The 22,786-nt window shown below is 65.6% G+C and carries 25 protein-coding genes; 6 read left to right on the top strand and 19 right to left on the bottom strand.

Annotated elements, in window-relative coordinates; genetic code table 11:
* From trbL to NP825_RS05080, 8 genes are all read right to left on the bottom strand, one after another.
* The gene (gene trbL / locus NP825_RS05115; RefSeq protein ID WP_058454880.1) at window positions 1–1,308 is read right to left on the bottom strand and encodes a P-type conjugative transfer protein TrbL; all 1,308 of its coding nucleotides are present in this window, start codon (window positions 1,306–1,308) and stop codon (window positions 1–3) included.
* 135 nt (window positions 1,309–1,443) lie between these two features.
* The gene (gene trbJ, locus NP825_RS05110) at window positions 1,444–2,196 is read right to left on the bottom strand and encodes a P-type conjugative transfer protein TrbJ (protein ID WP_058454881.1); all 753 of its coding nucleotides are present in this window, start codon (window positions 2,194–2,196) and stop codon (window positions 1,444–1,446) included.
* A 6-nt stretch (window positions 2,197–2,202) separates the two neighbouring features.
* A complete protein-coding gene (trbE, locus tag NP825_RS05105; RefSeq protein ID WP_058454882.1) occupies window positions 2,203–4,671 on the bottom strand; it encodes a conjugal transfer protein TrbE in 2,469 nt (822 codons plus the stop codon).
* Window positions 4,665–4,895 (bottom strand): VirB3 family type IV secretion system protein, encoded by a 231-nt coding sequence (locus NP825_RS05100; protein WP_051035683.1) that lies wholly within the window; start codon window positions 4,893–4,895, stop codon window positions 4,665–4,667. The genes trbE and NP825_RS05100 overlap by 7 nt, the downstream gene beginning before the upstream one ends.
* 38 nt (window positions 4,896–4,933) lie before the next feature.
* Entirely contained in the window at window positions 4,934–5,287 is a 354-nt protein-coding gene (locus NP825_RS05095) for a TrbC/VirB2 family protein (protein WP_017499935.1), read from the bottom strand.
* Window positions 5,284–6,306, bottom strand: a complete 1,023-nt coding sequence (trbB, locus tag NP825_RS05090; protein WP_058454883.1) for a P-type conjugative transfer ATPase TrbB — start codon at window positions 6,304–6,306, stop codon at window positions 5,284–5,286. The genes NP825_RS05095 and trbB overlap by 4 nt, the downstream gene beginning before the upstream one ends.
* Window positions 6,303–6,728 carry a hypothetical protein gene (locus NP825_RS05085; protein WP_058454884.1) on the bottom strand — a complete coding sequence of 142 codons (426 nt, stop codon included), beginning with the start codon at window positions 6,726–6,728 and terminating at the stop codon, window positions 6,303–6,305. The genes trbB and NP825_RS05085 overlap by 4 nt, the downstream gene beginning before the upstream one ends.
* Window positions 6,729–6,730: 2 nt before the next feature.
* Entirely contained in the window at window positions 6,731–8,758 is a 2,028-nt protein-coding gene (locus NP825_RS05080) for a conjugal transfer protein TraG (protein WP_058454967.1), read from the bottom strand.
* 342 nt (window positions 8,759–9,100) lie between these two features.
* Between NP825_RS05080 and NP825_RS05075 the strand changes: the two genes are divergently transcribed.
* Genes NP825_RS05075 through NP825_RS05055 form a run of 5 tightly spaced genes read left to right on the top strand, consistent with a single transcriptional unit; the run spans window position 9,101 to window position 12,262 of the window.
* Window positions 9,101–9,439: a hypothetical protein gene (locus NP825_RS05075; protein ID WP_058454885.1), complete on the top strand. Its 339-nt coding sequence runs from the start codon at window positions 9,101–9,103 to the stop codon at window positions 9,437–9,439.
* Entirely contained in the window at window positions 9,436–9,810 is a 375-nt protein-coding gene (locus NP825_RS05070; RefSeq protein WP_017499940.1) for a helix-turn-helix domain-containing protein, read from the top strand. Before NP825_RS05075 ends, NP825_RS05070 begins: the two co-directional genes overlap by 4 nt.
* Window positions 9,811–9,813: 3 nt before the next feature.
* Window positions 9,814–10,824: an ImmA/IrrE family metallo-endopeptidase gene (locus tag NP825_RS05065; protein WP_082657683.1), complete on the top strand. Its 1,011-nt coding sequence runs from the start codon at window positions 9,814–9,816 to the stop codon at window positions 10,822–10,824.
* Window positions 10,825–10,830: 6 nt separating this feature from the next.
* On the top strand, window positions 10,831–11,511 hold the full coding sequence (locus NP825_RS05060) for a C1 family peptidase (RefSeq protein ID WP_058454886.1): 681 nt from the start codon (window positions 10,831–10,833) through the stop codon (window positions 11,509–11,511).
* Window positions 11,483–12,262 carry a hypothetical protein gene (locus NP825_RS05055; RefSeq protein WP_058454887.1) on the top strand — a complete coding sequence of 260 codons (780 nt, stop codon included), beginning with the start codon at window positions 11,483–11,485 and terminating at the stop codon, window positions 12,260–12,262. Before NP825_RS05060 ends, NP825_RS05055 begins: the two co-directional genes overlap by 29 nt.
* On the opposite strand, the gene NP825_RS05050 is transcribed toward NP825_RS05055, so the two are convergent.
* From NP825_RS05050 to NP825_RS05025, 6 genes are all read right to left on the bottom strand, one after another.
* Entirely contained in the window at window positions 12,229–12,933 is a 705-nt protein-coding gene (locus NP825_RS05050; RefSeq protein ID WP_017499944.1) for a uracil-DNA glycosylase, read from the bottom strand. The two genes, NP825_RS05055 and NP825_RS05050, sit on opposite strands and share 34 nt — an antisense overlap.
* Window positions 12,930–14,108 carry a nucleoside triphosphate pyrophosphohydrolase family protein gene (locus NP825_RS05045; RefSeq protein ID WP_017499945.1) on the bottom strand — a complete coding sequence of 393 codons (1,179 nt, stop codon included), beginning with the start codon at window positions 14,106–14,108 and terminating at the stop codon, window positions 12,930–12,932. The genes NP825_RS05050 and NP825_RS05045 overlap by 4 nt, the downstream gene beginning before the upstream one ends.
* On the bottom strand, window positions 14,105–14,329 hold the full coding sequence (locus NP825_RS05040; RefSeq protein WP_231726911.1) for a hypothetical protein: 225 nt from the start codon (window positions 14,327–14,329) through the stop codon (window positions 14,105–14,107). Before NP825_RS05040 ends, NP825_RS05045 begins: the two co-directional genes overlap by 4 nt.
* Window positions 14,330–14,356: 27 nt before the next feature.
* Window positions 14,357–16,321: a relaxase/mobilization nuclease RlxS gene (rlxS, locus tag NP825_RS05035; RefSeq protein ID WP_058454888.1), complete on the bottom strand. Its 1,965-nt coding sequence runs from the start codon at window positions 16,319–16,321 to the stop codon at window positions 14,357–14,359.
* A 346-nt stretch (window positions 16,322–16,667) separates the two neighbouring features.
* Window positions 16,668–16,829: a hypothetical protein gene (locus NP825_RS05030; RefSeq protein WP_167541760.1), complete on the bottom strand. Its 162-nt coding sequence runs from the start codon at window positions 16,827–16,829 to the stop codon at window positions 16,668–16,670.
* Window positions 16,830–17,161: 332 nt separating this feature from the next.
* Entirely contained in the window at window positions 17,162–17,482 is a 321-nt protein-coding gene (locus NP825_RS05025; RefSeq protein ID WP_058454889.1) for a DUF736 family protein, read from the bottom strand.
* A gap of 361 nt (window positions 17,483–17,843) precedes the next feature.
* On the opposite strand from NP825_RS05025, the gene NP825_RS05020 reads away from it, so the two are divergent.
* Complete coding sequence (locus NP825_RS05020) at window positions 17,844–18,071, top strand: hypothetical protein (protein WP_058454890.1); 228 nt, start codon at window positions 17,844–17,846, stop codon at window positions 18,069–18,071.
* 53 nt (window positions 18,072–18,124) lie between these two features.
* On the opposite strand, the gene NP825_RS05015 is transcribed toward NP825_RS05020, so the two are convergent.
* The 5 genes from NP825_RS05015 to NP825_RS04995 all read right to left on the bottom strand — a co-directional run bounded on the left by NP825_RS05015 (window position 18,125) and on the right by NP825_RS04995 (window position 22,489).
* Entirely contained in the window at window positions 18,125–18,628 is a 504-nt protein-coding gene (locus NP825_RS05015; protein ID WP_058454891.1) for a hypothetical protein, read from the bottom strand.
* Window positions 18,621–19,088 (bottom strand): hypothetical protein, encoded by a 468-nt coding sequence (locus tag NP825_RS05010; protein WP_017499952.1) that lies wholly within the window; start codon window positions 19,086–19,088, stop codon window positions 18,621–18,623. Before NP825_RS05010 ends, NP825_RS05015 begins: the two co-directional genes overlap by 8 nt.
* Before the next feature lie 110 nt (window positions 19,089–19,198).
* A complete protein-coding gene (locus tag NP825_RS05005; protein ID WP_058454892.1) occupies window positions 19,199–21,007 on the bottom strand; it encodes a ParB N-terminal domain-containing protein in 1,809 nt (602 codons plus the stop codon).
* An 85-nt stretch (window positions 21,008–21,092) separates the two neighbouring features.
* A complete protein-coding gene (locus tag NP825_RS05000; protein ID WP_058454893.1) occupies window positions 21,093–21,515 on the bottom strand; it encodes a DUF2958 domain-containing protein in 423 nt (140 codons plus the stop codon).
* Window positions 21,512–22,489 (bottom strand): ArdC family protein, encoded by a 978-nt coding sequence (locus tag NP825_RS04995; RefSeq protein ID WP_058454894.1) that lies wholly within the window; start codon window positions 22,487–22,489, stop codon window positions 21,512–21,514. Before NP825_RS04995 ends, NP825_RS05000 begins: the two co-directional genes overlap by 4 nt.
* Between the last annotated feature and the right edge of the window lie 297 nt (window positions 22,490–22,786).

Below are 22,786 nucleotides of genomic sequence, written 5' to 3'. Positions count from 1 at the left end.
TCAGTCCCTTTCCTTGATGTCTGGAGTGGCGCCAGCGCCGCCGCGGTCGCCGCCCTGGATTGCGTGGATCGCCATCTGACGGCGGTGGCGAGCATTCTGGCTGGCATGAAGCTTCTGCGCCCAGGCGGGTGTTCCTTCAGCTGCGCCTGTCGGCGCGGCTGCGGGGGCGCCGCCGCCGGCACGGGTGCTTCCTGCTTCCCATGCGGCGCGCTGCCCACGATCGGCGGCAGCGCTAACGCCGAGACCGCCGCTCATCCGGTTGGCAGCCGCGCCGCGCATGGCGGTCGCAACGCCGCCGAGGCCCGCGCCGACGCTGGTCGAGCCCGAGGTTTCCTGCCCGAGCTTGTAGGCGGTGGATGCGGCAGACCCCATCGATGTACCGGCGCGGATCGCGCCGAGACCGGCCCCCGCGAGACCGCGTGCCGCGCCGACGGCGCCAGCGCCTGCCATCGCAAGACCTCCGCCGGCAAGCGCGGTAGTGGCGATCACCGATCCGGCGCCGAGCTGCGGCGCGCCGGCGACGAGGCCGGATGCGATTCCCGGGCCGAAGATGGAGAGGCCAAAGATCGCGAGGCTCGCGAGCATCAGCGACACGGCCTGTTCGATCGACACCTCGTCGCCGGTGATCGCACTGGTGAAGTCGGCGAAATAGTTAGAGCCGATGCCGACGATGACCGCGAGCACCATGACCTTGATGCCCGAACTGACGACGTTCCCGAGCACCCGTTCGGCGAGGAACGACGTGCGGTTCCACAGCGCAAAGGGCACGAGCACGAAGCCGGCGAGCGAAGTGAGCTTGAATTCGAGGATTGTGATGAAAAGCTGGATCGCGAGGATGAAAAAGGCGGCGATGACGACGACCCAGGCGATCACCAGCACGGCGATCTCGATGAAATTGTCGAAGAAGGCGATCGGGCCAACCAACTCCTTCGCCTGCTCGAGGAGCGGCCATGCTGCCTCGAAGCCGGTCCCGGCCAGCTTGCCGGGTCGCAATAAATCGTCAGCCGTAATCGCGCTGCCCCCTGCGGTGAGGCCGAGGCCGGCGAAGCTGCGAAAGATGATATCGGACAGTGTCGAGAAGCTGTTGAGGATCAGGGCGAAGACGCCGACATAGAGGATCTTCTTGAGGAACTTGGCGATGACGTCGTCTTCGCCGCCGAGCGCCCAGAACAGCCCGGCGAGAGTGATGTCGATGCCGATCAGGATCGTGGTCAGGAAACCGACGTCACCGCCCAACAGGCCGAACCCGCTGTCGATGTAGGAGGCGAAGGCCTCCATGAACTGATCGATGACATTCAGGTCATCCATATGGGCGGGTTCCTGCTTGAAGTTGAAAGGTGTCGCGGGGACCGGCGGCCATGAGAGGGGCAAGCCCTACGGCCCCCGCGACGAGACAGGTTCGGACCGGGGGGAGCTGGGGGCGCGGTCCTCGCCTGCCTCAGCTCATTGGCGTGGCGTGTAAGCCTTGCCGTCGCCGAGGAAGCGGCGCGTTGACTCGCGTGCCTCGCGCGCGATCTGGCCCCGCTGCGCCTGCTCGACCGATTCCGCCCGGAACTGCGCCGCCATCATTTGCTGAAGCTGGAGCTGCTGCTTGGCGGTGAGCGCGAGAAGCTGGTTCGTGGCCTGCTGCGCCTGAAGCGAGCCTTCCGCGCCCTGGCTGCGCGCGACGATGTCGGCGAGCGCCTGCGTGTCGCTCCGTACGTTGTCGACGATGCGGTTCTGGACCCCCATCGTCTGGCGAAACGCGGACATTGCGGTATCGAGTTGATCGCGTGCGCGAGCCACACGCTGATCGCGGCGGAACACCTGATCGAACTCCTGCGGGTAGAGCTGGCGGAAGCGCTCGTCGAGCTGATCGATGCGGAAGTCGACGCCCTGCGCCTGGCCCATGAGCTGGTCGATCTGCTGGAGGCGCTGGCGAAGCTCCTGAAGTTGCGGGAAATCGATCCTGGTGAGGTTTTTGCCCTGGTTGATCAGCATTTGCGCTTCGTTCTGGAGGCTCTGGATCTGGTTATTGATCTGGGCGAGCGTGCGCGCGGCGGTGAGCAGGTTTTGCGAATAGTTCGATGGATCGAACACGCTGAGCTGGGCCGCGACGGGCGTCGAGGTCAACGCGATGCCGATACCGAGCGAGCCGACGGCGCCGAGCGCGAGAGCAGAGAGGCACGCATATTTGCGGATAGGGATACGGGGCACGGGAAATTACTCCTTGTCTTCTGGGGGGCGGGCGGCAGGGTGACGCCCAAGCAGGTCGGCCGCCCAATCGAGGCCGGCTTGGGAGAGAAAGGTCGCGGCGAAGTCGGCCTGGCCCTTTTCGGCCAGCACCGCGTCTATGCGCTTCTGGCTGTCGGGATCGGACGCGCCGCACAACGCCAGCGCGATCGGGCCTAGCCCAAGCTCGAACAGCCGGTTGCCGCGCGCTGATTGCAGATAATATTGCCGCTTGGGCGTCGCGCGGCTGACCAGTTCGATCTGGCGCGCGTTGAGACCGAAGCGGACGTAGGCCGTCTGGCCCTGCGGCTCGATCGCCCGATCATTGGGCAGCAAGATGCGCTGCGGACAGCTTTCGATGATGGCCGGCGCGATCGTGCTGTCGGCGATATCGGCTAGGCTCTGTGTCGCGAACACGACGCTGACGTTCTTCTTGCGCAGCACCTTCAGCCACTCACGAATGCGCGCGGCGAACAGCGGGTGGTCGAGGAACACCCAGGCTTCATCCAGTACGAGAAGCGTCGGCCGCCCGGTGAAGCGCTCTTCGAGCCGGTGGAACAGGTAGGTCAGCACGGGCGCAACGACGCCCGCCTGCCCCATCAGCGCTTCAGTCTCGAAGCACTGCACGTCGGCGATCGCTAGATCGTCTTCGGCGGCGTCGAGCAGGCGGCCGAACGGTCCTTCGAGCGTATAGGGCGTGAGCGCCGATCGCAGCGGTGCCGATTGCAGCAGCAGCGACAGGCCGGTGAGCGTGCGTTCCTCGATCGGGGCAGTCGCGAGATTGGTGAGCGCCGACCAGACGGCCTCCTTGATCTCGGGTGTGACCAGTACTTTCTCATGGGCGAGCAGCGCGCCGATCCATTCGGCCGCCCAGGCTCGTTCGTTGGAGCGATCGATGTGGCGCAGCGGCTGGAAGGCGATCGTTCGCCCGCCCTCGTCATCGGCATGACCGCTCTCGCCGCCAAGCCCGAGCGCGTGATGCGCGCCGCCCATCGCCAGCACGGCCGCGCGCGCCGAAAATCCCTTGTCGAAGACATAGACCTGGGAGTCTGGATATCGCCGGAACTGAAGCGCGAGCATTGCGAGCAGCACCGACTTTCCGGCCCCGGTGGGTCCGACGATCAGCATATGACCGACGTCGCCGACATGCGTGCTGAGACGGAACGGCGTCGAGCCGCTGGTTTCCGCATAAAGCAGCGGCGGACCGTCGAGATGCGGATTACGCGCCGGTCCTGCCCATACCGAGGACAGCGGCATGAGATGCGCGAGATTCAGGGTGTGGACGATCGGTTGCCGGACGTTCGCATAGACATGGCCCGGCAGGCTCGACAGCCACGCCTCGACCACATTCATGCCCTCGCGGATGCAGGTGAAGCCGAGCCCGTTGACGATGCGCTCGACCGCGCGGACCTTTTCCTCGACGCGGGCGCGGTCGATATCGGCAACGGTGATCGTCGTCGTCAGATAGCCGAACGCGACATGATCGCCGCCGAGCGCCTGCAAGGCCAGGTCGGCATCGACCACCTTGTTGTCGGCATCGCTGTCGAGAAGCTGGACCGGCTGGTTGTAGATGACTTCGCGCAGCAGCGCGGTGATCGACTTGCGCTTGTTGAACCACTGCCGCCGCAGGCGAGTGAGCGCTTTGGTTGCGTCGGTCTTGTCGAGCGCAATGAAGCGCGTCACCCAGCGATAGCCAAAATCCTCATGGTTGAGTCCGTCGAGGATGCCGGGACGGCTCGCGTTCGGAAATCCGAGAATGGTCAGCGTCCGCAGATGCTGGTCGCCCAGCATCGGCTCCAGCCCGCCGGTCAGCGGCGTGTCGGCCAGCAGCCCGTCCAGATAGATGGGCGTTTCGGGCACGGCGACGACATGGCGGCGCGCGGAGATCGCACCGTGGAGAAAGGTCAGCATTTCGCTGTCGCCGAGCGCGCGCACCTCGGGCATGAAGCCTCTGAACAGGTCAAGCGCGCGATCCGTCTCGGCGATGAAGCCGGCAAGCGCTTGTCGCCAGTCGCGGCCCTTCGCGTCGTCGCTGCGCTCGACCAGCGCTCGGCCCGCCGTGTCCGCCTGATCGGGCGGAGGCAGGAAGGTGAGCGTCAGATAATAGCGGCTCTCGAAATGCGCGCCCGCGCTTTCGAACGCCGCGCGCCGTTCCTCATCGACCAGCCACGACGCCGCATCGGGAAAGCTGCTGTCGGGATAACCCAGCGCTTCGCGCCGCTCGGCCTCGAAATGGAGTGCCCAGCCCGAGCCGAAGCGCTTCAGGACATTGTTCGCCCGCGCGCAGGCGGCGACAAGCTCGGCTTCGGTGGCGGATTCTAGATCGGGGCCGCGGAACCTGAGGACGCGCGAAAAGCTGCCGTCCTTGTTGAGCACCACGCCGGGCGCGACAAGCGCCGCCCATGGAAGGTGATCGGCGAGCCGGGCGGCCTTCTGACGGTATTCGCGCAGATTCAGCATGACAGATGCCCCTTCTGGCGAAGGTGGCGAACCAGGACCGGGGCGAAGTCGGGATCGCGTTTGGCGGCGAACACCGCGAGGGTGTGCCCGAACGCCCACATGGCCAGCCCGGCGATCCACTGCTGGAGACCGAGCCCGAGCGCGGCCGCGATCGTACCATTGACGATCGCGATCGCCCTCGGCGCCCCGCCGAGCAGGATCGGCTCGGCGAGCGCGCGGTGCATCGGCGCCTCGAAACCCTCGATATGACTGCCGGAGGCGATCACGAGATGAGCGCTCCACCGCCGAAGCTGAAGAAGCTGAGGAAGAAGCTCGACGCCGCGAACGCAATCGACAGGCCGAAGATGATCTGGATGAGGCGGCGGAACCCGCCTGCTGTCTCGCCGAACGCCAGCGTCAAACCGGTGACGATGATGATGATCACCGCGACGATCTTGGCGACCGGACCCTGGACCGACTCCAGCACCTGCTGGAGCGGTTCCTCCCACGGCATGCCCGAGCCGGCGGCCTGCGCGGTGGCGGCGAGCGCAAGCCCGAGGCCGATGGCGGCTCCGGTGAGGAAGATGCTCCGACGATCAGGAATACGGGCAGGAATACGGGACAAGCGCATGGTCATTCTCCTTGGGGTTCGAGGGCGTGGTCGGGAGTAAGGTCGAGGACGGCGTAGCCGCCGTCGGGATCGAGGCCGGCGACGCGCGCGATCGTGTCGACGCGGCGCGCGAGGCCGCGCCCGGCGATGAACACGATCATGTCGATGGATTCGGCGATCAGCCGGCGCGGAACGGTGACGACGCTTTCCTGCACGAGCTGCTCGAGCCGGTAGAGGGCCGACACTGCCGAATTGGCGTGGACGGTTGCGATGCCGCCCGGATGCCCGGTGTTCCAGGCTTTGAGCATGTCGAGCGCTTCGCGCCCGCGCACCTCGCCAACGACGATGCGATCGGGGCGGAGCCGCAATGTCGAGCGGACAAGATCAGCCATCGTGACGCCGCCGGCTCCGGCAGTGCCGATCGTACGCGTGCGCAGCCCCACCACGTCGGGCGCGGCGCATTGCAACTCACGCGTGTCTTCAATGATGATGACGCGTTCATCGAGGTGCGCCATCTCGGCGAGCAGCGCGTTGGCAAGCGTCGTCTTGCCCGAACTGGTGCCGCCCGCGACCAGGATGTTCTTGCGCTCGACCACGGCCATCGACAGCAGTCGCGCCGTGTCGGCGAGCATGATGCCGTCCCGCACATAGTCGAGCAAAGTGTAGATGCGCGCCGCGGGCTTGCGGATCGAGAAGCATGGCGCGAGGCTGACCGGCGGCAGGATACCCTCGAACCGCTCGCCCGCGCCTTCGCCGTGCGGCGGCAGCTCGGCCGAAACGATCGGCGCATTGCCATGAACCTCGGTGCGCGCGTGGGATGCTACCAGACGAATGATCCGCTCGACTTGCGCGGGCTCATATTTGGTGCCGGTATCGATCCGGCCTTCGCCAAGTCGATCGAGGCGCAACACGCCGTCCGGGTTGACCATGATCTCGATGACCATCGGATCGGCCAGCGCCGCCGCGATAGTCGTCCCCATCGCGGTGCGCAGCATCGCGCGCCGACGCCCTGCGGAATTATCGGAGCCGAAAAGCGTGTCGCTCATCGCCCACCTCCATTGTCTTTCGCGGAGGCAGCAAGCGTGCGCTGGCCGCTGGCGAGCGCTTCGCCGACGCGGGCAATGAACGCCTCGAAGCGGTCTCGGCCGATCGCACGCGCCGCTTCGTCGGCTTCGGCCAAAGGGGCCTGCACCATCAGTTCATAGCGGATGAACAGCGCCAGGCTCTCGAGCAGCACATGCCCGTCACGCTCGACACGCCCCAGCGCGAGCGACATGCGATCGAGCCGCTGGCTGAACTTGTTCTCCAGCCCGCTCGCCGCCTGCCGGTTGAGCCAGGCGGTGAGCGCGTCGGTGAGGATCGCCGATTTGGACGCGCCGGGCTGGCTCGCCAGCGCCTCGAAGCGGTGGCTCAGATCTTCGGGCAGGAAGAGCTGGTAGCGGACGCGGTTGGGTTTGATCGCCGCCATCGTCAGAAGCTCGGCAGTGTGTCGCTGTCGCGACCCTGGTTGATGGTATGGGCGCGGATCAGCGTGCCGGTGGTGCCGGCGCGGTCCATCGCGTGCTTTTCGGCGACGGGATCGGTGTCGTCGCGGTCGAGGCCGAGAAGATCGAGCTGCCTGGGCGGTTCGGGCTTTTTGGTCTGTTCCTCGCCGAGTCCGGGATGGCGCTGCTGTTGCAAGCCGCCGTCCTCATCGGCTTTCGCGTCGTCGTCGGCCTTGCCAAGCCGGCTGTCAGGCGCGCGGACCAGCCCGCTCCAATCGTCGGGGCGGCCCTGCGGGCGATCGGGATAGTCTCCGGGCGCGAGCTGGGGCGGCGGCGCGATCCGCTCGCGGAAATTGCGATCCTCGTAATAGCGCAGCTTCTTCGCGCGGATCGGCGCCATGCCGGAAACGAGCACCAGTTCGTCCTTGGGCGGGAGCTGCATCACCTCGCCGGTGGTCAGGAGCGGCCGCGCCGTCTCCTGCCGGCTGACCATGACATGGGCCAACCACAGCGCGAGCCTGTGGCCGGCGTAGTTGCGCATCGCGCGCTGCTCGGTGGCGATGCCGAGCGCGTCCGAGATCCGCCGCGCCGTGCGTTCGTCATTGGTCGCGAAGGCAATACGGACATGGCAGTTATCGAGAATGGAGTTGTGCTCGCCATATGCCTTCTCGATTTGATTGAGCGACTGCGCGATCAGGAAGGCGCGAACCCCATAGCCTGCAAGAAACGCAAGGCTGGTCTCGAAGAAGTCGAGGCGCCCCAATGCCGGAAACTCGTCCAGCATCATCAGGAGCTTGTGCTTGCCCGCCTTGGCAGGATCGGCATCCAGCTTCTCGGTAAGGCGGCGACCAATCTGGTTGAGCACCAAGCGTACCAGCGGCTTGGTTCGGCTGATGTCCGATGGCGGAATGACGAGGTAGAGCGAGACGGGGTGGCCCGCCTCGACGAGATCCGCGATCCGCCAGTCGCAGCGCGACGTGACCTCGGCGACGGTCGGGTCGCGATAGAGGCCGAGAAATGACATGGCGGTGGAGAGGACGCCGCTGCGCTCGTTCTCGGACTTGTTGAGCACCTCGCGCGCCGCCGACGCCACGACCGGATGCACGATCGGCGCATCCTTCGTGCCGAGATGATTGGTGGTCATCATCCGCCGGAGCGTGGTGACGAACGGCTGCTGGGGGTCCGACAGGAATGTGGCTACCCGCGCGAGCGTCTTTTCCGGCTCGGCATAAAGAACGTGGAGGATCGCGCCGACCAGCAGGCTGTGGCTGGTTTTCTCCCAATGGTTGCGCCGTTCGAGCGCGCCTTCGGGATCGACCAGGATGTCGGCGATGTTCTGGACGTCGCGGACCTCATGCTCGCCGCGCCGGACTTCGAGCAGCGGGTTGTATTTGGCGGAAGCGGGATCGGTCGGGTTGAACAGCAGGACGTGGGAGAAGCGCGCGCGCCAACCGGCGGTGAGCTGCCAGTTTTCACCCTTGATGTCGTGAACGACGGTGCTGCCGGTCCAGCCGAGCAACGTCGGTATGACCAGCCCGACGCCCTTGCCCGAACGGGTCGGCGCGAACGCCATGATATGTTCGGGGCCGTTATGGCGCAGATAACGGCCACGCGAGCGGCCCAGGAACACGCCGGCGTCACCATGAAGGCCTGCCCGCTCGATCTCGTTCGGCTTGGCCCAGCGCGCGGAACCATAAGTGGTGACCTGGCGCGACTGCCGCGCGCGCCAGAGCGAGCCTGCGATCGCCGCGCCGCAGCCGATGAAACCGCTCGCGCCGGCGAGCGCGCCGGCCTTGTCGAAAACATGCGGCGCATAGGCATCGTAGTGATACCACCAGGGGAAGAGCGCCCAGGGACGATAGACCGGCGTGCTTCCAGCCATGAACCAGGCCGGACCAAGTTCGGGCTGGTAGGCGAGCATCGCCGCCGCCCATTGGGTCGCCGCCCAGAGGCCCGCGATCACGATTGCGAACACGACAAGGATCTGGCCGATGAGCAATTTGGTCGGGGTCACGTTGAAGCTCCCGCCCATACCGCCGGATGCGGTCGGGGCGCGGCTTCAAGACTCGGCTATGGGCCGCCCGAAATGAACGGAGCCGCTGGGGGCTGGTGGGTGACCGAAGGAGATCACTCGTCGGCGACTGACTCAATATTCCAGCTCTGTTCTTTTGATCGAGCTATGACCCGAGTTGATGATTCTGCCCTGCCGTTGTCCCTCGAGGTGGCACTGACCACCACACCGCACCGCCGATGACCCGCTACACCCTGCAAAAATCCGAGCTGCAAATTCGGGCTTGCGTGTCGGATTATCAGACATTATATCGCATTTAATGTAGTGAAATCGTGCGAGGCATGCATGGCGACAATCGCTCCTCCGAAGCCCGCGGCAACCGCGTTTCCCAAAGCCGACGCCATTAGGGCGTTGGTCGACGAACTGCTGCAAGTGGCCAGGGCTGAGGCACAGGTGCGCGGAATTGCCCTACCTCCGGAAAACCCGAAGATCATCCAGGCGCCCGTGCCACTCGACTCCTTGTCCGTGGTCGACACGCTTTGCGCGGTGGAGCAGGTCCTCGACATCGAGCTTCGCGACAGCATCGTCCGCACCGGCGGCTACAATTCGATCGAGAAGGCGATTGACGACCTCCTCCCTAAGATCGAACGCGTCTGGGTTAAGAAGAAAGGGTCGAAGCCATGACCAATCTCGCACTCCGCCAGGAAGGCGACGAGCAGGAGCGGCGGCGCTTGGGCGACCGTCTGCGCGAAGCACGGAAATATCTCGGCCTCAAGCAGGAAGAAGTTGCTGCCTATCTCAAGATTCCCCGGACCGCGCTTACCGATATCGAGAATGGCCAGCGCCGCGTTGAAGCGATCGAACTGACGCGGCTTGCCCGTCTTTACCGCCAGTCGGTGGCCTATTTTACCGGCGAAGACGAGGCCTCCGCGAGCCTTCCCGCCGATGTCGCCCATCTGGCGCGACGCGTTGCGGCCTTGTCGACTGAGGACCGGGCCGAGCTGAGCCGGTTTGCCGAATATCTCCGCTCGCGGTCTGGCGGCGAACGGAGCTGATCGATGGCGTCGGATTATGCGAGCGCGGTTCGCGCTGGTACGATGGCAGCGGGCCGCCTGCATCGCGAACTCGATACGCGCGCACTGATCGAGACCCAAGGCGGCAGCGTCGATGTCTTCGGCGCGATCCATGCCGTGGGTCTACCCTTGCTGCTTCGTCCCCTGAAAGGCCTGCTCGGCGCCTATCTCAGCGCACCTGCTCCTGGCGTTCTCGTCACGACGGAACGACCGATGAGCATCCAGCGCTTCACGGCCGCGCACGAACTCGGGCATTTTTCGATGCGACACGAGCCGAGCCTCGACGATGAGAGCATCCTGCGCCGGATGCCGATGTCGCCCGAACCGGGAAACAACTTCGAGGAAACCGAAGCCGACGCCTTTGCGATCGCCTTCATGATGCCGAAATGGCTGATGCTCGCGCACAGCGCGCGACAAGGATGGCAGATCGATCATTTCCGGCGCCCCAATGTCGTCTATCAGCTCTCGCTGCGGATCGGCGCCAGCTATGAGGCGACGTGCCGCACCCTGGTTCGCTACAATCTGATTTCGCCATCGGTGATGACCGACCTGCTCCGGACGCAGCCGCGCAGCCTGAAGGTCGATCTCCTCAAGGACTATCGGCCCGACAACTATCGCGGCGACGTCTGGCTGCTGACCGAGCGCGATGCCGGCTCGCGGATCGATGGCAGTCGCAATGATCTTTTCGTGCTGCGGCTCGAAGAACATAGCGGCGGTGGGTATCTCTGGGATCTCGACCAACTGATCGCCAGCGGCTTCGCCGTCGTTCGCGACGAGCGTGAGGCAATCGACGGCGATGGCATCGGTGGTCCCGTTGTCCGCCGTGTCACCGCGGCGCCCGATGCGCCGCGGCGCGGCCGCATGTCGCTCGACGAGCGGCGGCCGTGGCAGCCTGCGCCGGCCCTCACCAGCCTGACGCTCGATTTCGACCTCACCGGCCCGGAACAGACGGGCCTGTCGCGCGCCGAACGGCGGCACCTGCTCGAGGCCGCCTGACGCCCCATGATCGATATCGTCCGTGACCTTCGGCCGCTGTTCGGACCTGCGCGCGATCAAGGCGCGCGGCCGACATGCCTCGCATTCGCCGCGAGCGACACCCACGCCGGGCTTCGCGACGGCTGGGCACCGCTGTCGTGTGAATTCGCCTTTCATGCCGCGCAGAAACGGGCGGGCAGACCGCCGACGAGCGGCGCACTGCTATCCACAATGCTGGACGCGCTACGGCTCGATGGCCAACCCGACGAGAAAGGCTGGCCGTATCTGGCTGCGGTTCCAGCCGATCATCGACTGTGGACGCCGCCGGCGACCGTTGGCCCGCTCTATGGCCGCAACGGACAGAGGGATGGAACCGACCTGTCATCCATCCTTGCCGCGCTGGACCGTGACACGCCGGTGCTCATGCTGACGATGCTGTCACGGTCTTTCTTCCAGCCGCGCGGTGATGGCGTCGTCGATCCGGCGAACGACGAACTCCCCGAGCCAGCGCAACGGCACGCGGTCGTCGCGGTCGGGCATGGAACCGTGGACGGCATCCCGGCCATTCTCATCCGCAACAGCTGGGGACCAGGTTGGGGCTTGGAAGGCCACGCCTGGCTTACTGAGCGCTTTCTAGCGCCGCGCCTTTTCGCCACGGCAAATTTGACGGAGGAAGTCGATGTATCTTCCCATACCGCCGCAGCCTGACTGCGTTGCTGGCTGGCGCGAGGCGGTCCGGCTCGTCGACCTCGCCACCGGACACCAGGCGCAGAATGTCGTCATCTCCGTGGCCGAGCCGACTGCGCGCGCAACACTCGCCGATCCCGTCGTGGCGGAAGTCGATGCCTTCCTTTCGGGCCATGGCAAGAAGCCCATCGAGACGGTCGCCAACACGATTTTTCCGGCAGCGCTGTACAGGCGCTACGGCGCGCCGCAATTCTTCGACCGGTTTCGCGACAACGTGCTGCCGAAGGTCCGGAGGTCGGGCGCTTGGTCGGGCTATTATTTCGAACGGATGATGGAATTGCCCCGCGCCGACGGCCAGCCAATCAATCAAATCTGGGGCATCGTCGAGCGCCTGCGCAACCCGAACGTCCGAGCGCTCAACAAATTCGAACTGCTGATCTTCGACCCCGCCCGCGACGTGAATGACTCGCCCTACGGCGGTCAGTGCCTGAGCTTTGCCAGTCTCAAGCTGATCGGCAAGGGCGACGATCGTCGCCTCGGCATGACCGCGCTCTACCGCAATCACTACTATATCGAAAAACTGCTCGGCAATCTGATCGGCCTCGGCCGTCTGCTCGAATTCATCGCCAAGGAAGGCGGGGTCGCGCTGGGTCCGCTCACGATCGTCTCGACCAACGCCACGGTCGACACCGCCAACTGGAACCGCGGCGATCTTAAGCAACTCTTTGAGCGCTGCGATCAGGCGAGCGCACATCTCCTTGCTGCGGCGTGAGGCGCGCCCAACGGCAGTTCTAGCGGCTCATCGTTGTCATCCGCGACACCGTACAGGCTGAACATGCCCTCGATGAACTCGCGCTGCCCGCCGTAGCTCGGATGGCGGACCGCGGTGGTCGGAATGTCGAGACCGTCCAGCGCCAGGTGAGCATCGCGCCCGATCGCGACGATCTGGCGGGGCCGGATCATTGACACGAGGGCTTGCAATATCGGCCAGGTCGCCTCGCGCTCGCTTCGCGTGTGGCATCGGTTCGACATCGGATCATCCGCTTCATGGGGATGGAACGGGAAAACGTTCCAGAGCATGACAGGCTGACCGATCCGCTCTAGCACACGCCAGACGATCGCCGCGGTGCGCTCCGCCACGGCGGGTCCCTGCGTCGCACGTTCGAATGCGATGCCGCCCATCAGCGTACCGGCATGTCCGAGGTGAATTTCGTCGGTCAGCGGTACGCCCGTACGCCGCCCCCCGCGATAGCCGAGATCACGCGCGATCCAGATCGTTTCGACGCGATGATCAAGCGCCGCGGTGAGCAGCATTTCGAGATTGTCGCGGCGCCGGGCGGCGGCGTCGCTGCGGTCATGGACCGTGCAGCGATCGCGCCAGGGATTGAACACTGAGGGAAGTTCGGTCGCCGCCAGGGTGGACACAAAGGATTTCGGGGTCATGACGGCAATTCCTTGATACGCAGGCGGCGATTGGCGAAGTCGATCAGGACGCGGCCGCGCCGATGCTCCTGAAGGAAGCGGAAAGCCGTATAGCCCTGGAGGATCGCTTCCTCCCAAAGCCACAGCGGACAGCGTTCTGATTCGTAGCCGGCGACGAACTGGCGGACATGCTTCAGCATGTCCAGCGGAAGGCCACCGCGCTTCACGTTTTCAAAGTACCGGAGTTGCTGCGCTTGTCCGAAAATCCAGGAAGTTATGCCCTCTTCGATGAGAATCGCCCGAGCACCGTCTTCGGCGTCGTCGAGTTTCGGATCGCTCTTGCGCTTGAGACGGAGCAGCGCACGCAGCACTGGCGACCAGCCAAGCACCGCGACATAAGCGTAGTGAAAGACATCGTGGAAGCGATAGTCGTCGGGTTCGAGCGCGTTGTCGGTGAGCCGGTCGCCGACATACACACCGCTTGAGCGTTGATACACGAATGTCTGCCCGCGAACGGTGCGTTCATAGACGTCGATCGCCATCCGCCGCGGCAATTGCTCTTCTGGGTCGAGCGCCGCATCGGTCGGCGCCGGATAGATGCGCTCGCGCGGCCAGCGATCGAAGATCTTGTGAAGATTCTTCACGGCGGCAGCCTCGATGGTAACACCGGATTCGTTTGCCGCCTGGATCAACCGGCGCATGACCGCGACCAGCCGGCCCGCGAGTGCTTCGCGGTCCTTCGCAAGACCGCCCGCCTGGAAATCGTTGATGAGCAGCCCAACGTCGCCTGCCAGCGCGAGCAGGCTATGCTCGAACTGCGGCATCGGTGCCTTGGCAAGCGGAATGTGCTGCGGCTGCAGCGCATGGAAACTGAGCGTTTCGTTGCCGCCCGTCTGCCATTGTCCGCCGTTTGTCGCCGCGGCGGCAGCGATGTCGCTGAGCGCCATGCGGCTGCGCCGTGCGATCGCCGCCAGATACCAAAGGACGTCACCAAGCTCTTCCGCGACGGCGTGAGCGTAACCCAGGTAGGAGGCATCGTCGCGCTGCTTTTTCTTGGCCTCACTGAGCAAGCTGCCGACTTCGCCGAAAAGGCCAAGCATCGAGAAGCCCAGTGCGCGGCCACCGCTGCGTTGATCAGTCCGCGCGGCCTGCTTCGCATAATCCGCAACAGTGAGAGCTTCGAAATCCTCGCTCATCGCCTGCCCTTCCGGCGATCCGATATCGCGTCTGCGGGGACGCTCACGCCATAGGCTTCAAGTGCCCGCAGTACGATCATCCGGATCGGCTCGCGGGAATCGAGCGACCGTTGACCGAGATCGCGTTTCGTAACGGCAGGAATCTGCACCTGAAGATGCTCGTCGCCGACATCGGTTTGCGCTGCGATATTTTTCATGAATCCATGAAAACATAATTTCATGAAAATAGGAAGCCCGAATCCTCCGGATCAGGAGACGCTCGGCCCGCTGCGCTGCCGCCCGAGTGTCCAGTTGATCCCGCCGTCGCGCATGATGCCCGAGACCGATTTGCCGACATGGCGATCGAGAACAGAGCGCCACGGCACCAGCGTGAAATCGCGCGACCGTTCGATGAGCGCATGGCGACCACTCGTCATCTCGACTGCGCGCACGAGCCTGCCTTGAACAGCCTCCCCCTCTCTGGCCTCGGCGAACGGAACGCCTAACTTGTCGGAGAGCTGGCGGGCGACACGCAGCAATTCTCGCCGCTGGAGCGCGGCGAGCATCCCTCGCCGATAGACCGTCTGCCCATCCTGTTCGTCTGCAAGCTGTTCGGTGATCAGCCATTGCCGTCGCATCGCCTGCGCTGAACGAACCTCGCGGCCGAACCCGGCATCGCGCACCGGCGCTGGGCTGGCGGCAACCAGCTCACGATCGAGCCAGGTCGCGGCCTCGGCCGCTGGCAGATTGTCGAGCGGGACGGTCGACAGCGCCTCGATGGCGACGGGCCGGTCGTGGAGTTGGCGCGCCTCGAACCGAACCACCTTGTCAAGATGATCGGGCGTGACGATCCAGCTTCCATCGGGATCGCGTTCGACATTGCGGGCGATCTTCCGCATCGCCTCCAGCCGGCGGACATGGGTTTCGGCGAAGCCTTCACTGGCGCTCGGGTCCTGCTGCAAATGCGCGTCGATCGTGTAGCGTCCGTCGTTCGCGGCGGCGACTTCGACAATCGTGCGATCGACCGGGCGAACGCCGCCCTCACGCGGCACGATCCGGACGATGGCGTTTTCGGGGGTCGGATCGACCATCTCGCCCTCGCCGATCTCGGCATAGTGCGTGCGCCCGTCGATGCCGTCGATTAGCAGATAATGGCGGTCTTCATGCTCGTCCGCCAATCCCCGCATGATAACGCGGCCGATAATCGGCGCGGCTTCCTGCGCCGTCGGATCATAGATGACGCGATCGGCCGCGGCACAGTCGAGCTTCCGCGCGGTCAGCTCGCGCTGCATGGTACGGATGATATCGCCACGCTCCCCGATCCGGCGCAGTGTGTTCGCGAGGTCGGGCTCGAGCCGCCAGGTGTCGCTGCCGATATGCGAGGCGAGTCCCATGCGCCCAAGTTTCTGCAAGCGGCCGACGCGAACCGATTGGTGAAACGGGTCGCTGTCGCTCGCGCTGACCAGGCGCATACTATCCATGTCGCGGATCAGCCGTCGGTCGATCGCGGTCAGCCGCTCCACGCCAGTATCGCTGCGAAGCCGCTCCTCGATTTCAAGGTCGGTGCGCGGCCCGAGGTCGAGGTTGGCGATCTCGATCGCGCGTTGCCTGGCCCCGTGCGAAATATATTCGCGCGCGATCAGCAGATTTTCGCCCCGGTCATTCACGCCGCGCACAACGATATGCGTGTGCGGATGGCCGGTATTGAAATGGTCGACTGCCACCCAATCCAGCCTCGTGCCGAGATCCTGCTCCATCTGCGTCATCAGCCTGCGCACAAAGGGCTTCAAGTCCGGATATTGGTCGGCGTCCTCGGCCGACACGATGAATCGAAACTGGCGGCGGTCGCCGTCGCAGCGTTCGAGGAACACCTTGCCGTCGGCGACATCCTCGTCGGCCGAATAGAGCGCGCCGGGCTCGCCCTCGCGGGTCACGCCATCGCGCTGGATATAACGCAAGTGCGCCTTCGCGCCGCCCATACCTTTCCCGCCAAGTCCAACAGGCCGTATCTTGACGATCACGCGGCGCGACCGGAACGCGCCCAATCGGTCGCGCGATCTGAGCACCCGTGCAACGCTCGCGCCACGTCCGATCCGGCTGCCGTCGAAGCGGCCACGCCTGCCGGTTTTTAGCCCTGCGCGCTTTGCCGCTTTCACGACGCGGCTCAGGTAGCGCTGCTCCTTGCCCCGGCAGCGCATCCGGCCCAGGTGCGGTTCGAACTCATCATCGCGCATAGCGGCGTCCTTCCATACCGGAATGACGCTCCCCGCCGATAAGAATGGCGCGTCCTCGCCAGAGCGCAAGGAGTCTCGCGATTGGGATCGGAAAAGCCCAGAAAACCGCCATTCCTGGCAACCCTGTCTCGCACTCAAAGGGCGAGTCTCGCAAAAGCCTTCAAAAAACGATGTGCAGACAAACACTTACAAAATCGCGAGATTTTGCCTCTATCTTGCCGTCAAGCCCGACTGCCACCTGCCGCCCCAGACGCCCGCTTTGCCTTCCCGCCTTCCCGATTAGAAAAGGGGAGCGGCGCCATGCGGCACCACTCCCGCGAACCTGCCCCTTCAACAGCGCATCGCCTTATTGCCAGCCTGCCTGTTCGGCCTGACGCAGCGCCCGATTGCACCGCTTCAGCCTCTTCTCAGCGGCCCTTAATTCGGCTTCGATCTGCCGCCGTTCTGCCGCGTCATCGCACCATGAAAGCTCCGCGCGAAGCTCCTCGATCTGTTGTTCAACCGACATCTCATCCTCCTGATACAAGCGAAAGATGAGCCATCGCCCGGCGGGGAGCGGGTCGGGTCAACCACCGCGCAGCGGCCGCGAAGCGGGCGACGGGGGAGCCGATTTTCTCGTCGCCGGAGTGGAGCGAAGCGGAACGCAGGTGGCGTGAAAATTGGGGGAACCGTCGATGGTTGAGGCGGTCCGTTCGCCGCCGGATACTCGGTGCTTGCTGAGCGGATTTCTTCCTCTCTGCAGGCCCGCAAGCGCGTTCCGGTGCAGGAAAAGGCCCACGCCGAGCCCTCAAGGCATGAGGAAAGCCCCGCGCCGGGTGACCGGCGCGGGAGCGATCCGGCTCAGTCGCCGGGGTTCCAGATGACAGCGAACGCGTCGTCGTCGTCCTGCCCGGCGGCGCGGCCGAGATTGGCGTAGAGGGTGCGGCCGCCAAGTTCGGGGGCTGACATGGCGAGGCGGACATATTCGCGCTGGCTCACCTCGCCGGTGCGGATCCAGCCGCCGCCCAGTTCGACGCCGTTCGACAGCACGCGGTAGTCGGGCTGGTCCCCGGTCTTACCGCGATTGGGGATGATGGCGATCTCGGCATTGACCGAAAGCGTCTTCAAGGCGCCCCGGAACGAACCGTCGTTCTGGCGCTGGACATGACCGATTGCGGGCATTTCTCGTCTCCTTCACACAGTCGCCCGACCCGATGCCGGGCGATGGGCGGACCGAAGGGACGGCCCTTGAGCGCGCTGCGAACCGCAGGCCGAAGCGAAGCGGAGGACCGGAAGCGCGGGGCTGATTTGGAGCGAAGCGGCCGCGAGGAGCGCCGCCAAAGCGGCGCGGGGAAATCAGTTCCGCGCGATGGTTTCGCGGGGCGCGCGGCCGTCCCAGGTCATGCGCCCAAGGAGCCGGCGACGGGGTGGTGAGACACGAAAGGACGAGATGCGCGCGCGGACAGGAAGCCCAGTCCGGCGTCCTTCCGGGAAGCCATGATTGCTTTCGCGGCCACGAAGCGGCGGCTATAGCCTCACGGCGATGAACGAAGGAACGACGATTGCGGGGCAGATCGAACGGCTGATCGTGCGGCTGGACGGCGCGGCGGTGTGCGATGCCTGCGTGACTGACCGGCTCAACCTGTGGGTTACCGCACAGGCCAATGTCGTCACCCGCGCGCTCGGCGGCACGCGCGGATTCGAGCGGCAGAAGGACGAATGCACGCTATGCGGAAGCACCCGGACGGTGATCCGCCGCACCGCCCGGTAGGTCAGGCGGCGGGGGTTTTCGGCACGCGAGCGCGCGGTGCGGCGCGATTTGGGCTAGTTGCCGTCGCCCGCGAGCGCGCGCGCCAGCGGCTCGTTGGTCGCCTCGATCTCGATGCGGTCTGCGAAAATCGCGCACCAGCCGCTGCCGAATTCACCGATGCGGGGCTTGGAACAGGTCATCGCCCAATCAAAGCCTATCGGCCCCTTGGACAACGTTTCGGCGCAACATCGCTGGACGACCACGGCGATAGCATAGGCGTCGAAATCGTCCATGCTGGCGAAACACACGATCCGCACGGCTGGGTCGTCGGGGCAGGTTTCCGCGATGAAATCGGCTCCGATGGTGGGAAATTCGGGATCGTTGAACGCCTCGCGAAACCCGCTCCACGGCACGTTCGCATCGTCCGGCGGAAAGGCTGCGAGCAGCGCCGCGCTCGGCGGATCGGGCGCGTCGTCATTCGCCAGCGCGTAGCCAGCGTTTGCGACTTCCTCGATCAGCGCGCACTCGGCGGCGGTGCAGCGAAAGGCGAAGCTGCCCTGAATCCAGATGTCAGCCATTGCTCGCCTCCTCCCGTTCGGGCGTGATGACAAGCGGGGGCACCGCGAAGTCGGCCGCATCGAAATGCGCGATGATCGCCGCATAGCTGCCCAATCGCTCGGCGGTGCAGCGCCCCATGAGGATATAGTCGTCCTCGTCGGCAGCGTAGCTTTGCGGTTCGCCGCTGCCGGTGAACACGGTGCGTTCCGCACCCCACTGGCAGGCATAGGCGCCCGACCAGCGCGCGAAGAAAAGCCCATGCGCGATGCAGAAGGCTTCGAGTCCCTCGAACCGCCCCCAGGCGACCTCGTGCGCCATGAGCGCCAAGGGCTCGCCCTCGGGCAGATCGCCGAGCGCGAAGGGTTCGCCGTCCCATTCGGTGGACAGCCCTTCGTTCGCGATGGCCTCGGCGAAGGCGGGAAGCTGGCTGGCGGGGAGCGTCCCGCCGATGGTGATGGATGCCGAAACACGGTCGGCCATGACAAGTCTCCTGTCTGAAATCCGCGCTGCGAGGGCCGCTTGCGGCCGAGCGGCGCGGCGATTTTATGGGGGGCGGAACGGGCGGCGGGTGCGCCGCCGCCCGTCCAGTTTCATGCGGCTTCGCGCTCGGGCTGTTCCTGCGGCTCGGCCTTGGCAGGGGCCGGAAGCGCAATCACCGCGCCGGGGCCGGTCGGTTCCGGCTCGCGGTCGGGGCGCGCCGCGAGCACCTTGGCATGAGCCGCGACGGTGCCGACGCCGCCGCGCGCCGTATAGGCAGCGGGCGGGAACGCCATCCATTTCGGCACCCAACCCTCGACCTTGGGCCGTCCGTTCGTGCCGTCCAGATGGTCGCGGACGATGCGCTTCAAGACCTTGCCCGGTTCCTTCGCATTGGCGGCGGCGACAGGTTCGCCCGCCACCTCGGCGACGATGCGGGTCAGCACCTCCTTGTCGCGGACACACTCGAAAAAGGCGTCGTCGGCCTGCCAGTAGCGGGCCATATCGACGCCGATCTCGCCGCCCACCGCCTCGACGGCGGCGCTGCCGCTGGCGAGCGTTTCGCCCATGACGATCACCACCACGTCCATGACGGCGCGGTCGGGCACGTCGAGCAAGCGGAGGAACACGCCGACAAGTCCGAAGTCGTCGCCGTTGCCGCCGGCCACGGTCGGTTCCTCGGGCGAGAAGCCGAGAAGGTCCAATACGGCGCGGCGCTTCGTATCGAAGTCGGTTTCCGCGCGGCAGGTTTCGACGCTTTCGGCAACCAAATCGTTGCGCGCGGTCTGCGGCTCGGGCTTGATGGTCCAAAGCGGCGAACCGACGATGGCGTGCGCCACCATCAAGCGCAGCGCGACCTTGGGGTGACGGGTCAGCGCGGCGCGCACGGCCGCGTGGCGATGCAGGTCGATATAGGTCTGCATCGTGCTCGTCACCTCGGGGCGCGGCACCTTGGGAGCGGTGTCGATCGGCTCGCCGCGTTCGAGCCGCTTGGCCTCCTTCGACGTGACATAGCCCTCGTAAAAGTCCACCTCGCCGCTCGCGCGCACGTCGATATAGACGCGCGCCCCCTTGCGCTTGGGAGCCTTCACAAACTCGTAGCGATGGAAGTATTCGCCGCGCGGGACGATCACGACATCGCTCCATCCCTCGTCGAGATAGGCTTCGCGGCGATCCTCGATGGCCGCGTCCTGCTCGCGCCAGAAGGCGTCGGCGTCGGCGAAAAAGCGATCCTCGCCGAACAGGTCGGCGATGATCGCGAGCTTGAGCCTCTCGACGTCGAACAGGGCATGTTCGACCTTGATCGACGCGCCGCCGAACAGCCAGTCCTTCAACTGATGGCCGGTCGGGCAATAGGCGTCGGGGTCGCTGAACAGCGCCAGCCATGCCTTTTGCTGGCTCGTGCTCGCCAAGGTCAGGTGCCGGACGGTCGCCGCGTTGATCTCTTCCTTGCGGTAGAGGTCGCGGATGCGCGGCAAGAGATTGCCGAGCGCGAGGATGCGTTTGACGCCAAGCTCGGGGATGCCGAACGTCGCGGAAATATCCGCTTCGTCGCGGCCTTCCTTGACCAGCCGGGTGAAGGTTTCCCAGCGTGTCACCTCGTCGGGCGCGAGCCGCGCGATATTCTCGATCAGCGACGCCTCGATGGCGGCGGCATCGTCGCCGTTCTCGAGAATGGCGCACGGCAAGGGGTCGGCGCTGCCGGTTTCGCCCGCGACGATCTGCGCGGCGGTGAAGCGCCGCGCGCCCGCGACGATCTCGAACGCATCGGGACCGCAATTCGGTCGCACGATCAGCGGCACGAGAACGCCGCGCGCGCGGACGGTCGGAAGGATGTCGGACACGTCCGGCGCCTTCTTCGCGTAGCGCATATTGGCCTTGCTGACGGACAGCTTGCCAAGGTCGATAAAGTCGAGTTTCATTGGTCTGCTCCTTCTGGAGCGCCGGTCCCGTTTGTCTTGCTGGATGGGCGGGACCGGCACTCGATGCGGCGAAACGCGCCGCGCGTCACCCGCCTCGGGGCGGAAGCTCCTTGCCGTTGCGGCTGTCGGCCGCGCGGCGAAGTTCGGTTTCAGCGAAGATGATCGCGCCCGCCCGCCGCGCGGTCTCGGCCCATGTCGAGAGCGGGGCGAACGGTTCGAAATGCTCGTCGCGCTCGATGAACAGGCCGAAGGGCAAGCGGACGCTCGCCATTTCGGACAGGCTGAATGTGCCGAGTTCGGGAAAGCCGAACCCCAAGTCGGCAAGGCCGAACAGCGTGTCGTCATCATCGTAAAGCTCGGTCGCGAGCCATGTTGCCGCGCCCAAGGGATTGAAGAATTTGACCAGCGGAACGGGATCGGGTTCTGGCGCGCCATCGCGCGCGGCGGCGCAGCGGGCCAAGTCGTTCGCGCGCAGCGCGAAGCGCAGTTCGGGGGTCAGCAGGATCATGCCGCCGCCCTCCGCTCGTCGCTTTCGCTGGCCTCGGTATGGCGCGCCATTATCCAGTCGGCGGCCTTGCTCGCCGCGCTCGCGGCGCAGAAGATGGCGCGATTGTCCTCGCGCAAGACCTCCAGCCATGATGCCAGATAATCGGCATGGCGCACGGTCGGTTCGATGCCAAGCGCGGCGCAGAGGAAGGCGCTACCCATTTCGGCGACCAGTTCCTCGCGGGCGTAGTCCTTGCTGCCGAACGGGTTGAGAATCTTGCGGTCGAGGCGCGAGGCGTGGCCGGTCGAATGGGTCAGTTCGTGCAGCGCGGTGCGATAATAGTTGATCTGCTCGAAGAACGCGGGTTGCGGCGGAACCTGCACATAATCATGCGCGGGTACATAGAAGGCACGGTTGCCGCCGATGCGGAAATCGACGCCCGATGCGGCAATAACCGCTTCGGCGACGGGCACGATCTGGCGTTCGGGGAGCGGCGCGGGGCCGGCGGCAAGGCCGGGGCGCAAGCCTTCGCATTGCGCGACGTTGAACACGGTGAAGCGTTTGAGGAAGGGCACGGCGCGGGCCTCGTCGCCGGTCAGGCGTGCGCGTTCCTTCTCGGCCTCGGGGGTGAAGCGGTCGGCATAGACAACGGTGGTCCCGCGCTCGCCCTTGCGGACGTTGCCGCCTGCTTCAAGGGCTTGGCGGAAGGTCAGCCACGATTGCGAAGGATAACCGCACTCGATAACCGCGCCCCAGAGAATGAGCACGTTGACGCCGCTGTAATTGCGGCTGGTGAGCGCATTGCGCGGAAGGCCGGGGGCGGCGGAGAAGCCTTGACCATTGGGGCGGCCCCAAGGCTGGACCCAAGGAACGCGGCCCGCCTCAAGTTCGGCAACGATCCGGTTCGTCACCTCGTCGTAAAGATTGGCGCGCTCTGCCGGGGGCTGGCTCCTGCCAGCTTCTCCGCGCGCGCGATGCTTGCCGCTCTGGCGCATGGCTATCCTCCTGCACCGCCCCAAAAACCCCAGGGCCTCCCCCGGAGCGGGGGTGGGCGGCGAACTGCGACCTGCCGGGCGCGGCCAGAAGGCGGTCCGCACCCGCAGGGCCGCAATGCAATGGAGGAGCCGAGCCCGAGCGCAGTCGAGGGCCGGCTTGCGGGACGCCGGGCCGGGCCCAGAAGGGAGCGCCGTCCACCCGTGCGACGAGGGGAAGGCCCAACGAAAAACGCCGCCGCGCCGGTCAGGCGCGGCGACGACAGGCCGGAGCAAGGCTCCGGCATCCCGCCAGTCCGA

This window comes from Sphingopyxis sp. DBS4 (assembly GCF_024628865.1).
Taxonomy (GTDB): domain Bacteria; phylum Pseudomonadota; class Alphaproteobacteria; order Sphingomonadales; family Sphingomonadaceae; genus Sphingopyxis.
The sequence above is the reverse complement of the archived record's forward strand: the minus strand, read 5'-3'. Positions and strand labels throughout refer to the sequence as shown.